Origin of the sequence: Treponema parvum, assembly GCF_017893945.1 — a bacterium.
Classification (GTDB): Bacteria; Spirochaetota; Spirochaetia; order Treponematales; family Treponemataceae; genus Treponema_D; species Treponema_D parvum_A.
In genome coordinates, this window is sequence record NZ_CP054257.1 from 2008215 (window position 1) to 2021942 (window position 13728).

Annotated in this window: 10 protein-coding genes and 1 tRNA gene; 5 read left to right on the forward strand and 6 right to left on the reverse strand. The window is 45.1% G+C overall.

The features are described from left to right. Nucleotides 1–47: 47 nt before the first annotated feature. Nucleotides 48–2234 carry a DUF4954 family protein gene (locus HRI96_RS08815; RefSeq protein WP_210117009.1) on the reverse strand — a complete coding sequence of 729 codons (2187 nt, stop codon included), beginning with the start codon at nt 2232–2234 and terminating at the stop codon, nt 48–50. A gap of 156 nt (nt 2235–2390) precedes the next feature. On the opposite strand from HRI96_RS08815, the gene HRI96_RS08820 reads away from it, so the two are divergent. Beyond that, a complete protein-coding gene (locus HRI96_RS08820; protein ID WP_210117010.1) occupies nt 2391–5918 on the forward strand; it encodes an insulinase family protein in 3528 nt (1175 codons plus the stop codon). A 161-nt stretch (nt 5919–6079) separates the two neighbouring features. Here the strand turns inward: HRI96_RS08820 and HRI96_RS08825 are convergent, their stop codons facing one another. Next, nucleotides 6080–6727 (reverse strand): 5-formyltetrahydrofolate cyclo-ligase, encoded by a 648-nt coding sequence (locus HRI96_RS08825; protein WP_210117011.1) that lies wholly within the window; start codon nt 6725–6727, stop codon nt 6080–6082. Nucleotides 6728–6738: 11 nt separating this feature from the next. Continuing rightward, nucleotides 6739–6936, reverse strand: coding sequence for a BrnA antitoxin family protein (locus tag HRI96_RS08830; RefSeq protein ID WP_346267160.1), 198 nt, complete (start codon nt 6934–6936; stop codon nt 6739–6741). Nucleotides 6937–7321: 385 nt separating this feature from the next. Here HRI96_RS08830 and HRI96_RS08835 point away from each other — a divergent pair, with 385 nt between their 5' ends. The 3 genes from HRI96_RS08835 to HRI96_RS08845 are packed head-to-tail and all read left to right on the forward strand — an operon-like array spanning nt 7322 to nt 9387. After that, complete coding sequence (locus HRI96_RS08835) at nt 7322–8179, forward strand: hypothetical protein (RefSeq protein WP_210117012.1); 858 nt, start codon at nt 7322–7324, stop codon at nt 8177–8179. Nucleotides 8180–8212: 33 nt separating this feature from the next. Then, nucleotides 8213–8407 carry a hypothetical protein gene (locus HRI96_RS08840; RefSeq protein ID WP_210117013.1) on the forward strand — a complete coding sequence of 65 codons (195 nt, stop codon included), beginning with the start codon at nt 8213–8215 and terminating at the stop codon, nt 8405–8407. 29 nt (nt 8408–8436) lie between these two features. Continuing rightward, nucleotides 8437–9387, forward strand: a complete 951-nt coding sequence (locus HRI96_RS08845; RefSeq protein ID WP_210117014.1) for an ADP-ribosylglycohydrolase family protein — start codon at nt 8437–8439, stop codon at nt 9385–9387. Between the two features lie 62 nt (nt 9388–9449). Here HRI96_RS08845 and HRI96_RS08850 read toward each other — a convergent pair whose 3' ends face one another. Next, nucleotides 9450–9848: a type II toxin-antitoxin system VapC family toxin gene (locus HRI96_RS08850; protein WP_210117015.1), complete on the reverse strand. Its 399-nt coding sequence runs from the start codon at nt 9846–9848 to the stop codon at nt 9450–9452. Next, a complete protein-coding gene (locus tag HRI96_RS08855) occupies nt 9845–10090 on the reverse strand; it encodes a ribbon-helix-helix domain-containing protein (RefSeq protein WP_210117016.1) in 246 nt (81 codons plus the stop codon). Before HRI96_RS08855 ends, HRI96_RS08850 begins: the two co-directional genes overlap by 4 nt. Nucleotides 10091–10340: 250 nt before the next feature. Between HRI96_RS08855 and HRI96_RS08860 the strand changes: the two genes are divergently transcribed. Further along, nucleotides 10341–10413: transfer RNA gene (locus tag HRI96_RS08860), tRNA-Asn, on the forward strand. A 45-nt stretch (nt 10414–10458) separates the two neighbouring features. Here HRI96_RS08860 and HRI96_RS08865 read toward each other — a convergent pair. Continuing rightward, a complete protein-coding gene (locus tag HRI96_RS08865; RefSeq protein WP_210117017.1) occupies nt 10459–13683 on the reverse strand; it encodes a FlgD immunoglobulin-like domain containing protein in 3225 nt (1074 codons plus the stop codon). Between the last annotated feature and the right edge of the window lie 45 nt (nt 13684–13728).

Below are 13728 nucleotides of genomic sequence, written 5' to 3' on the forward strand. Positions count from 1 at the left end.
TTACAAACCGCGAGAACCCGCGTTAATTGCATTAAAAAAACGCAAAACTACGGAATTCTGCACAGATCGCCGAATACAACTTTGATGTTTTTATTAAACATATCCGTTTTATTCTTCAATTCCAGCAAAAAAGAGTTACTTTCTACGGAACCTAATACGGCCGTCATTTCCTGATAATTATGATAAACCATTTTCCTAAAATAATCCGTAAAATCTTTTTGCCGTGAAGAAAGCGACGACTGATACATTTCGTCGGATACGACCGTAACGTCAGTAATAATATCCCTAAAAATTTCGGAAGTAAAATCTCCTATCGGTCTGGAATACAATTGTTCAAGAAGATATACCGAATACCTTGCTTTAAGCTCGTCGTATTCCGCCTGACACTTGTCGTAAAATTTATGAACTTCCTGCCAAGTTCGGACGGTGCGGTTTTTTATCTTTTTAAAAAGCGCTTGAATTTCTTTTTTAGGAATTATCTGTCCGCCGACGTTTTCCCACTCGGTATAAAGTTTGATACGGTTTATGCTTTCCAAATGCTCCGGTTTAAGGCTTAAAATATTTTTGCGACCGCAATATTCGACAAGGGTTCTGGCTGCAAAATATTTTACAACTTTTCGGTAAGCTTTATAAGCCTTTACCGGTTTTAAAATTATTGCGCCGTATTTTTTTTGAGCGGACATGTCGGTAAGAGTAAAATCCGCATCCGGATGCGTGTGCAGATAATCCTTTGCAGCCTGACGCATTTTTTTGCCGTCGCCCAAAGAATCGTAGGGAATTTCATGCATGTCGGAAAGAAAATAGCCGCTCAATTCAATTATGCGATCAAGGGCGGAAAAAATTTCCTGCATCGTGTCTGGGGCAAAAGGATCCGTTTCTATATGCTGAATTTTTACCGCGCGCCTGTCGCGTTTTAAAAATTTATCGTTATTGCGGGCTATTGCAAACATATTATACAAAAACCAAAACGCAGGTATGATTCTTATAGGCTTGTCGGGCGCTTCAGAGGCTATAAGAGAAAACGGATAAGCTATGTGAAGTTCGTGCTGATAAGAGCCCTTTTCTGCGAGAGTAAAAGAAGCGAATTTTGAATTGTGTTTAAAATCCGAACAGAGCCCCGGCCAAAATCCTCTCTTAGCGAAAATTTCACCGTCGGGGCTTCGGGAATTGTGATTGCTGCCAACAGTTGCGCCGGCGGCGATATTCGATTGTCCCATAACCGTAGTGGCGATAAGAAAGGAAGAATTGTGATGCTGTTCATGAAACGGAAAAATAAGGTTGTTTAAAAGCTCGCAGCATGAAACGGTAGAATTATCGCCTAAAACGGTATTAAGAACGCGCACGCCGTATTTGAGCTGACAATTGCGTCCGATCACAAAACGCACTGCGACGGCCTGATAAAACACGCGGCTTCCGTAACCCATTATTCCGTTGACCATTTCAACTCCTTCTCCGATCTGAGAAGGTTCTTGGGCGCTCGATAAAACGGTAATGTTTTTAAGTTTAAAAGCTCCCTTAATGTAAGCCCTGCTTCCGACTTTTACGTCTTTTATGAGAGTCGTGTTTTTTATAACCGCATCGTCTTCCACGATCCCGAAAGTGTCAAGCTTTTTCGTATTGCCGTATTCGGTCATTTCAAAAAAGCGCTGCAAAAGTTCTTTATCGTCACGGTAATGCGACCATAAATACGCATCCGCAGTAATCATCTGTTCGAACGGCAGTACGGAGCGGCCGTCGTTTTCATTTGCGACGCCTATCCAAATCCTGTTTGACTCGGGTTCTCCTTCCTTCAATATTCCGTTGCCGAATTTACTGTGCAAAGTACAGTTCATTTCCTGTATGTTAAAAAGGATAACTCTGTCATGAATATGGTAGTTTTCAAGATAACTTACGTTCCTTATCACACAGTCGTCGCCGAATACAGAGTCTTTTATATAGGAATTATAAAATCCGCACTCCAGCTCAAGATCGTGATATTTAAGCTTTGCGGGGCGAAGTTTTCCGATCACAACGAAACCCGAAAATTCGCAATTTTTTATAAGTTCGGGATCGAATTCTCCGTGCGCCTTACACACGCGAAAGTTCTGCCAGCCGCACAGCGACGTACAGGAATTACCGTTTTTTTGAAGAATTTCAATTTCAGTTTCGGTTAAAGCTCTTTTTCCGGCTTCATAAGCGGCGGGAACAAGATTTTTTGTTTTTTTTGACGATGAAAGCAGTGTTAAAGACGACATAAAGATCCTGATTATAATCCGGTTTACAAGGGCTTTCGCCCTAACCGAAATCCTAAAAAAAAATCGCTAAAGGCGAGCTTTCCGAGATACCCACTAATATTACCTTCCGATGCGGCACTTTGTCAAACACGGCTCGGCCTGATATACTTTAATATCATGAAAGTTTTTTTTGAAAAACCGCTTAAAAAGCAGTTAAAAACGCTTTTTAAGATCGCAGCAGCAGCTTTTATATTTTTGTTCAATAATACGAATACAGGTGCGAACGCAAATACAGTTGCAAGCGCCGGTACAGATGTGAATGCCGGTACAAGCGCAAACGCCGACACGGGCGTGAGCGCCGATGGGAACGCGGATACAGATGACTACGCGGTTTTTCCTTCGGAAGAACAAAATTTCATATTTTCGCAAAAACTTCCCGACGGGTTTAGAGAATACACTCTTGAAAACGAACTGAAAGTCTTTGTGCTTGAAGACTTTTCATCGGCTCCCGTAAGGCTTGAACTTGCCGTAAGAGCAGGTTTCAGTTCTCAAACGCCTAAGACGGCGGGATTTTTTCCGTTGTATACGCAGCTGTTTTCAAATGCCGGTAAGGCGGCCGCAGGCTTTTTATTCGACGGATCCAATCGATTCGATGGAAAAGAAAATCCTGAAAAATTTACGGAACGCACATGGTATTTAAACGGAGTAAACAAAGAATGCAACGCCGATTTCGCCCGTTACATAATCGTCGCCGCTCCCGCGCAAACCGAAGAAATCCTAAAACAGCTTTCATACTCTTTCTTTTCACCCGTCTTCAGCGACGCCGATCTCATGAAAGAATTTTCCGCGCTCAAAACCCAAGTCATGCAAAATGCGTTCGGAACGGCGGGCTTTATAAACAGCAGCATAGATTCGCGCGTCTTTGCCTCGGAACCGTGGAAGCAGGACTCGGGAATATATCCCGCTCTGTTTGTAAATACGCCTCTTGAAGAAGCGCGCACCATACTTACCAGCATAGGAAGAAACTATTACACGCCTAAAAATTCCGCGCTTTTTATTTCAGGGGCGATCAAAGCGGAAAACGCTCTGGAACTGGCTAAAAAATATTTTCAAAAACCCGCAGCCCTTTCAGCGGGAAATCTTTCTGACGGCGAAGTGCACATTGCTCCGTCAGGGCAGAAAAAATTCGTAATGCACGACGCTCTTTTCACTCCGGAAATGTCGCAAATCGTAATTCAATATACGGGTCTTTCAATGCACCAAGCCGATATCGCCGCAGCAGCGCTTAACGAATACGATTCTTCATTAAAAAAAGCGCTTACGGACATAAAGGAACTTGCAATCCGCGGCCAAGACTATGTAAACGCGGCTTCAGCCCATAAAAACGGAAGTTCCCGGCTCATATTTCAATCTCTGCTTGAAAAATCAAAATCCAATCCGGCCGCCCAAGCCGAAACTTTTTTAAAAACGGTAGAAAACGCCTTTCCGCTTTACGCGTCGGAAAATGACATAAGGGCGGCAAAAGAAAAACTTATAAGTCAGTACAAAACAAGGTTTAAAAATTCTTCGGTATTCATGGACATGCTTTCGCAGTTTTGGGCTATAAGCGCGGTCACGCAAATTCATACTGAAAGCGTTTCTCAAGAGCTCATACGGCAGCCGGACATAATAATGCGCACACAGGGCGACAAAATTTTTACGGCCTACCAGGCTGAAAGTCCCTTTGTCTTTGTGCTTGTAAATTCTTCGGTATACAAAAAAAATGAAAAAGCGTTTAAAAAGGCGGGCTATGAAGAAATTACAAGCAAAAATGGCTCGTGGTTTTTACAAAAACTGTACGAGACGCTGAAAAAACAGCTTGAAGCGGGCGACGGTTATGAAAGCGAAAGCAATCCTTACGCTGAAAACATTCCGCCTGAAAATATCCAGATAATTGCGGCCGAAGCCTTCGCAGCTGAAAATAAAAAACAATTTTCATATTTTAAACTTTCAAATGAAATTCCCGTAATAATAAAGCGGAATGAAAACGCTGCGACGGCCGTAATATCGCTCGCCGTTTCAGGAGGACGACTGTCTTCGGCAAAAATAAATAACGGGCTTACGGAAATAATGACAAACGCTCTTGCAAGGAACATTCAAAAAGATATTCTGCAGGCGTCGCTTGAAAAAAGAATTCAAGGCGAACCTGAAGTTCTTGCGGAGACAGGACTGGCAGGAGGAATAATAACCGTCGAATGTCTTGAAAGCGACGTACTTCCCTGTATTTCATGTATTTCGCACGCAATAATACACGGCAATATAAAACCGGCGGAAGCCGACGGCCTAATATACGACAGGCGGTCGCAGCACCGCATACAAAGAGCGTCGGGACAATATCAGCTTTTCAGCACGGCGATTTCGCTTCTTTACGAAAACACGGACTATCCGCTCGTATACACGCAAAAAGCGGAAATTCTTGAAAATACTCAGTACATGGAAATACTCGCTTCCTATCCTTCCCTTTTGGACGCTTCAAAGTACAGCCTTGTTCTGACCGGAAACATTCCGAAAAACGGGCTGGAACAGATTCTTGAAGAAGGACTGGGCGTTCTTGTAAAACAGACGCAAAACGTTTACCGCCTGTACAAAGAATTCCCCGCACCCGATTTCAGCCCTTTTATAACTGCGGAAACGGCCGGTGCCGCACCGGCGGCCGAAAAAACCAATGGCACGGCTGCGGCGGCCGACAACGCACCGGCAGGCAAAAACGGTGCGACAGCGAAATCAGCCGAAAAGCCCGCGGCCAATGCTGCACCGACGGCCGAAAAAACCAATGGCACGGCTGCAGCGGCCGACAACGCACCGGCGGGCAAAAAATCTGCCGCACCAACAGCAGCCGGCCGCGCGGATACCGCTACCTCCTCAGGCCGCACGAAACCCGCTTCCGGCAGAAAAATCGTCGCCCTCGAGCACCTGTTCTTTACAGATCAAAGCGCCGAGCCGGCCGGCCCCCGCCCTGAAATTCTCATTCCCACAGCGGAATTCTTAGATCCCGTACAGTTCTGGCTTCCGTCTCCCGCTCAAAGCAGTCCCGAACTCATCACATTCAATTCGCTTTTATTCGAACTGGAAGATCGCCTTTCACAGGCTCTGGAACTGCAAGCTGAAAACGAAGGCGCATTCGTAAAAATAACGCCCGCAAGCGCGGAAATTCAGGCGGCGGTAATAACGTTCATAAACGTGCGCCACACGGGCAAGATAGATTCTCTTTATAAGGAAGTCGTAAATCAGCTTCTCTCGTCCTTACAAACTCAAGCGGTTTCGGTAAAAAACAGGTGGATATTGCAGTCGCTCTCAAAAACGCAGACAAACCGCGGCACAGCTCTTTTAATCCGAAGCGGCCTTGAACAAGGCCCCATAAAAGCCGCGGACAAAGACAAACATTCCGCAGAGCAGGAAGACGGACACATGGCCGAAACGCTGCCGGAACAAAGCGAACGAACGTCGCAAGAGGCGGCGGAACAAAAAGACGGGCAAAAGCAATCTCCATCGTCGCCAAAAACCGAAGACGCTTTCAACGACGCCGGCCTCGACAGCGCATGGCGCTATATAACCGAATACGAATTTATTTCAAAGCTGACCGCAGAAGATATGTTCGAAACGGCTAAAAAATACATTCTTGAAGAAGCTCCCCTCAGGCTGTATTCAAAAGATTCCAAGCGCTAAAAACGGCCGGACGCCGCAGTTGTCTCATAGCCAAATAAAAAATAAGGGCGTTCCGTCGGAAAATCCGACGTCCCGTGCTCCGTGATTCCGCGCCCAAAGCGCTCCATCCCGCCGCTAAGCGCCGGGACGCTCCGCGTCACTCCGCCCGGTAACGCAAAATATCACGGTTCAGAATCCCGGCCGCGGTCGGCACAATCTATAATGCCCGACTCGCTTATGATATGAGAGACGTTCGCGTCAAAATTATCGTGCGGAACTTCCGGAATTATTTGAACGTCAAAGCAAAATCCGCACCGCACCGGCGGCAAAAAACGCGAAAAAAATCCGTCGTAAAATCCCTTTCCTCTTCCGATTCTGTGCCCGTCTTTTGAAAACGCAAGACCAGGAACGAGCATGGTCGTCTTTTTACCTGCCGCATCAGAAACTTCAAACCGCTTTAAAAGTTCCGTCGGCTCAAGAATACCGAATATTCCCGGGCTGAGCTGGTATTCAAAAGGCTTATCCCTTTCCAAATAAAAAAAATCCATCCTAGTATCGGAGATAACGCGGGGAACGGCAACTTTCTTCTTATCCGAAAGCGCCTCATGCAGGATCCGTAACGTATTTATTTCCTCTTTTGACGAAACAAAGGCCATAAGTATGTCGGCTTCTTTGTAGAATTTCCAATTCAAAAAAAATTCGGCAGCTCTTTTTGCGGCTTCACGAACTTTAGAGTCGTCGTTAAGGAGATCTTTCAGAGTTTTTTGCATCTGACCGCGCAGTAATTTTTTTTGCACGTCGATATCGTGCGTTAAAATCGATTTACACATTTGAGAAAGAGTTAATAATCACCTGTCGTAACAGCTTTTCTTAAAATACTGTTTATTATAGTCTGATAACCTTTGCTTAATGACTTAAGGGCGGCAAGTATATCCGCATCTATTTTTATAGAAATTGTTTTTTTAACGGGACTTACGTTCCGATGCGCTTCATGAGCCGGTCTCAGCCTTGCAATTCCTTCCTTTATCAGCAACAACAATATATATTCGCAAAGCTATATTGTCAAATATGGTCAAAGCCGCTGGGGCAAATGACTTAGGAAAATAATTTGCTCTTTTTTTATGCCTTCCGACGGAAGTTCATCGCGGAACATTTCCGGAATCATGGATTTTCCGCAACGGCAGCCCCCCGTTACAATTTTTATCAGTTTTTTGTGACGCAGATTCCTTAAACGCTCCAAAAATTCGCCTGTTTTTTGCAAAAAATATTTTGCAGTGTCATTCTTTGACACTATAGACGATTTATAATGCAATCGTCAGTGTGGGAAAGAAGATTCTGAATGGGTAACGACAGATTTGTCGAACTCAAAAAGAAACTCTTAAGGTTTCAATAAGAATTAAAACTTTTTATCGTAGGAGTTGTTTATGGCGAGACAGAACAGAGACACAGACGCTTCGATCAAACGTGAAATCATGGGGAGTGCATTTTGGGCGCACTACCATTGCTTAGACACGGTTAGAAGAGGCGGGTGCAAGAAGGAATGTGACAGGTGCTTATTGAACGTCAGCAATTTCAAGCTGAAACCGGAAGAAGAAGCGAGCGTAATTTTCGACGCACGGAACAAATACCGGGTAGACAGAGAAAGAAAGCAATATGCCGACATCGAGTCCACTGCACATCTTATCGTAAGTATCCTTTTTATAAGCCTTACTCTTTTCATAGGTGCGAAGATCGTAGCCTTTCTTAAAGCTGTCGGTCGAGCGATCATGTGGAATGAAACCGTGCTGGATGAGCAGTTTGAGCCGGTGACAGAAGCAGATGACGAAGTTCCGACATGGGAAATAGGTATATATAAAGACATGGAGCAGAAAAACGGAAAGATGTTTTTCTTTTTCTTGCAAGACGATTTGGACACTGTACGTGAGTGCGTTACAGACAGGATCAAAGACGGAAAGATTAACTGCATGGACTATGCGATTGCTTTTTATATTCTGGCAAACAATTCACGAGCGCCTATGGGCAGTGCTAGGATCATTGCCAACGATAAAATCAATCATGTATTCATAGGCGTAATAATAGACAATGAATGGGTGTTCATAGAACCGCAGGCAAAGAGCGCCGACTGGTGCCGCATGGAGCAGGTGTGGAAGGACAGGACGGATTTGGTTTATGATCCCAGATACAACTATGACGTTACCGAGTATATGTGGCATAAGTACAAGTTTGACAGGTGGGATAATACGCTTTTGGTTCGCCCGCCGATATACAACGGGAAAGAATAAACATGGAACATCAAAACTGACAGGAGGGAAACTATGTTTTACGACGTTATCGACAAGAAACTAAACGAGAAATGCCACGTGAAGTTTTACAACATGGCGCCATTAATTATGGAAGAAATTATGACGCCGATGGAAAAAAAGTTATCTCGTCCTTATGGGGACACTCTCTTTGCCCGCATGGTTAAGTATATGGCAGCAGATAAGGCTGCAAAAGACCTGTTTAATTAGGGGATCCGGTATGCGGAAAGGAGGCATCCATGAACTCAAATTTGCATGACATCGTTTTTTCGACGTTCTACGGCAGCATTGCAGGCGATGCGATCGGCGTTCCATACGAATTCGGCTGGAGAGGAAAGTTTAAAGCCGAAACAATGACCGGCTACGGCGCACACAATCAGCCTGCAGGTTCATGGTCGGACGATACTTCGTTGACGCTCTGCCTTATTAAAAATATCACCGAATACGGCGACAGTTACGACTTGATGGATAAATTTTCGGATTGGTTTGAAAAAGGCAAATACACGCCGCACGGTAAAGCGTTCGACATCGGCAGGACGACGCAACTTGCCGTTCTCAAGTATAATATGGGTGTGCCTCCCGAAATGTGCGGCGGTACGGATGAAAATTCAAATGGGAACGGTTCTTTAATGCGCATCGCCCCGATTGCATTTACGCTCCGTGCCGTCGAAGATTTCGGTAAACGCGTACAAAGGGTAAAAGCATGTTCGCGTCTAACACACGGCCATCCGCGCACCGTATTAGCATGCGTCATCTATATCGAAACGATGATCCGCCTTTTTGATACCGACGATTTGGAAGTCGCTCTGCAGAAAACATCGCAGACCTGCCTTGACAACCTTAAAGGCACCGAATATGAAAACGAATTTCAACATTACAAGCGGATATTCGACGGAAGCATAAAAGACGCGCCGGTCGACAGCATCGAGTCGAACGGCTATGTCGTGCATACGCTCGAAGCGGCGCTGTGGTCATGCTTTCAAAACGCGGGCGTAAAAGACGCAATCCTTACCGCCGTCAATCTCGGCAGGGACGCGGATACGGTAGGAAGCATCGCCGGTTCCATAGCCGGCATGCGCTGTAAAGATCCGGCTGCGCTTCCCGCCGAATGGCTTTCCGTAATCGCACGAAAAAAAGCTATCGATAAATTGCTGGACGACTTTTGCGAATGTTTGGAAATGAATTATTGATGGATGCGACAGGCATGCACCCGCTCGGAACAAGATGATTGACACGGGTGCTCGATGTCTTTTTAGTTACAAATTTCTATGGACAATTTTTCACAAATTCTTGCTAAAGCACCATCGTTTGTGATGAGCGTTGCATCATTTCTTCTTGCTAAGATAGCATAATACATATCATAAATCGAATGATTGTTTTTAATTCCTTCCGCTAAAGATTCTTTCCATAGTTCTTTAGCATCAAGAAAATCATCAATCATATCAATTCCATCTTGAACGTATTGAATACAGTCCTTATGGGTTATTAATCCGGCCGTATAATATTTCCATAAAGCATTTGTAATTTCAGCTATAAATAAATCAGGTGCAATGATCCAACTACCCTGATTATATACGCTCTTAAACCTATCTGCTTTTTCTCTTTGAAATAGAATTTCTATTGCGGCACTTACGTCTAAAACTATAATCATTTGTCACGATCCTCTCTTATGAGAGAAACAGGATCAATTTTTTTAATTTCGGATGGAATTTGTCTTTTTTCAAGTTTCTCTATTAATCGTTTACGTCTTTCCACATTTGATTCGTGTTGATTTAAACCCTTTTCTAATAAAACCACTACTTGTTGAGCTATAGTTCTGTTTTCGCTTTTTGCAACATACGAAATTTTCTTATAAATTTCCTCAGAGCATTCTCTTACTTGTAATAAAGGCATATAACTACCTCCTGCATACAATCTACAGCTATTTGTATGTTGTATCAAGTAGTTTTGTGCCTTTGTATTTTTTTGCTCCTCTCGTCAATTCTTTTAATCCTGTAATTCCCTGACTACATCTTCTTCTAGAAGCATACTAATCAACATTACATTCCAGCCTTCTTTTCGTCGTACCACAAAAAACACCCCACTCAACCTATTGACAAAGGATTTGTATTCTTGTATATTTTTTATCACATTCTAAAAATATGCTTGCTTAGCTCAGCTGGTAGAGCAATGGACTGTTAATCCATGTGTCGCAGGTTCAAAACCTGCAGCAGGCGTAAAAAAAAGCGCTTCGGCAAACCGAAGCGCTTTTTTATTTTAAGCTACTTATTAAGTATGAATTCCACGCGCCTGTTTTTCCAGTTGTTGTTTTTATCCTGCCAATCGGCTACGAGCTGCGTTCCTCCCTTTCCCTCCGTGGTAAGACGGTCTGCCCTTATTCCGAACTTTACAAGGTAATTTTTTACATATTCGGCGCGCGCCTGTGACAGCGGAATAAGTGCAGGGCCCCAAAGACCGGGATTGTCCTGCGTTTCTTCTTCTTCATACGCCGTAATCTTGTTTGCATGCCCCACTATCGTAACCTTATAATCGCTGAATTTTGAAAGTATGGCTTCTACACGCTTTAAAACCCGCTCGTTGCTGGCAGCTTTTTCAGGATCCAAACCGCCCTTTCCCACTTCGGCCGTCGTTTTAAAGTCCGCGTGATCGCTCCTGAATATAATGGAGGGAACCGCCATCTTAAGGACGTTGCCGTCGCGAATAACCAGAACGTCGACCCCTATAACGCCTTTTACGGTGCTACTCATACCCAAATCGTCGGAAGCTGTAAAGACGAAGGGATAGTCCATAGCGGACTGCACTCGTTCGGCAAGACCCTTGGAGTCTTTAGATACGTTGCTCAAACCGTCCCAGACAATTCTTTCGGTTATAGCCGAAGTTCCGCCGGTAGTCCAAAATTTCTGCCCGCTCTGCGGGTCATTGATCGAAAAGCTCCAGGATTTAAGATTGCTTTTGGTCTTTCCGGAGAGTTTTATAAACAGATCGTCGTTCGAACCGTCGTTGTCGGGACTAAAGAATTCGGGAGCGACCGAAGCCGTAAGCTCAGGCGGCGTTACCGTGCAAACAAAGGCCGCAGCTTTGGCGTGAACTTCATTTCCTTTGGCGTATATTATCTCAAGGCTTCCCGTCATCACTCCTTCGGCGGGTTTACCTTCGCCTGTCAAACCGTCCCAAACTATTTCTGCAGGAAGGTTTGCGCCGTTCCCGCCTGTCCAGCTTCTCACAGTCTTTCCGGCTTCATCGTTAACGTCAAATTTCCATGAAGAAATTCCTTCGGCAAGCGACGTTCTTACGGTAAACGTCTGAGTATCCTTTACGCCGTCTCCGTTCGGAGAAATTCCTTCAAGCGAAGTGGTAACGTAAGCTTGAGCCGGCCGCACGTCGGGTATTATCTTACTGATTTCGGAGCGGAAAGAGTTTCCTGCAAGGTCTTCCGATCTTATGACCATAGAATAGTTTCCGTACGGAACCGTGTTACCCGATTCATCCGTGCCGTCCCATGTAAAGCCTTCCCGCCCGGACTCTTCGATCTTTCCTTTCCACGAATAAGAGCGCACCGGCTTTTTATTAGCGTCTAGCACTTGAGCCGTCCAAAGATCTTCCTCCGTACAATCTTTTACCGAAACCGGTAAAACGTCTTTTTTCCCGTCCCCGTCGGGTGAAAACAGCGTCCACGGAACTTCGGCCAAGAGCGACGGATACTTGGTGTCAAGAACGAACGGCTGGGTTACGGATTTAGCTGCGGAGCCGCTTTCCGATCTTACCGAAAGCTCTGCAAGATACCTTCCGTCGGCGCATATTATACCATCGTCGCCCTTACCGTCCCACGTAAACGACTGGGGGAGCGTCCTTGAACCGCTTACCGTCCTTACGGTTTTTCCCGAATTATCTTTTATAAGAAGATCATAGGCCGCCACGGCGCTTTTTATCTTGGACATGACGGAAAAACCGATCGTATCTTTTACGCGGTCGTTGTTGGGGGAAAATGCGGAATTTTGCGCCGTAAGTATTACTTCCGTTTTGCTGGTGTCAAGAGTAAAAGCCGAAGGCGTTTCATAAACGGCGGAATTGCCGGCCAAGTCGGACGCGCTCAAAACAAATTTATAATCGCCGTCGGGGGCAAGTTTGCCGTTAGAATCGATTCCGTCCCATTGAAGCGATGAAGGAGGGAATTCTCCCAAATCGTATTCTTTGACTACGCGCAGAGGATCGGAAGCCGAAACTATCTTTCCCTTCCAGTTTTTAACAGGTGCCCCGGTTTTAGGCGTTATCATTTGGCTTACGGTTATCGTCTCTTTTACGCCGTCTCCGTCGGGTGAAAAGATTTTGTCACCGGCGCGCACGACGGCCTGCGGCTTTGAAGTGTCCAAAACAAAAACAGGCGATTTTATGGGAGAAGGTTCATAGCCGTTCAGATATTTTGCAGTAAGTCTCGCCTGATATGAGCCGTTTGAAAGCCTTTGTCCCACGTTATCTTTACCGTCAAAGGAAAGAACCGTAGGCGGCGCTTCGACTTCCATAGGGGTAACGGGAGCAAATTCCGCCACAGTGTTCCCTTTTTCATCGATTATGGAAATGTTCCACGCCGTAAGTTTATTGCCGGACGACTTTGCCGGAACCGGAACCGTTATGCCTAAAGTGATATCCTTCATCGGACTGTCGGTTCCCGGAGAAAAATACTTTCCTCCCAGAATAGTAATGTTTGTTACGGGTTTTTCAGCCGAGTAAATTATATTCTGTATTGAAACGGGAGCTGAAATATTACCCGCCCTGTCTTTTGCCGTTATCGAATACGAATACACTCCGTCCGCTACAAAAGAGTCTCCGTCGTTCTTGCCGTCCCAGCTGAAATTGAGCGGCTCGGATTCGACCCAACGATAAGTTTTAACCTCGTCGCCCGAAGCGTTTTTGAATTTGGCCGTCCATTCGTCTTCCTTTGTTCCGGACTGCTTGATCAAAAGCTTTGCTTTAGAGCCTTCGCCGAAGATCTTATCGTTATCCTTCATTTCGCCCAAAACCACGTTCGGCGGAGTATTGTCTACGACTACGTGATTAGGCGAAGTTTTTCTTATATCCGGAGAATAGCCTACGTTGCCGTTGTCGTCCGTGGCGGTAAAATAGTAGTAATAATCTCCGTCGGGAGCCGTTTCTCCGTTATCCAAAGCGCCGTTCCACGTAACGGTTTCGGGAATCACCACGCCCTGCTTAGGCGTAAAAAGACGCTTAAAAAAACCTTTTACGTCCATTTTATAAGGCACTTCATATTTGTTGCCTATCGTGCGGACAACTTTGCCCGATCGGTCGGTTATTATAAGACTCCACGCAGTTATATACCGGCGGTCGTAAATCTTTAAAGGAACTGTCAGATCGTCCTGCACGCCGTCGTTATTAGGCGAAATATAGACCGTCTGTCTTTCGGCAAACGCGTAAGAAGAGATAGAGATAAGAAAAAGCGCACATGCGGCGCATCTTAATATTTTTTTCATTTTAAACTCCGTCCAAATATCTGAATTGAGCGCCGGTTAAGGCGG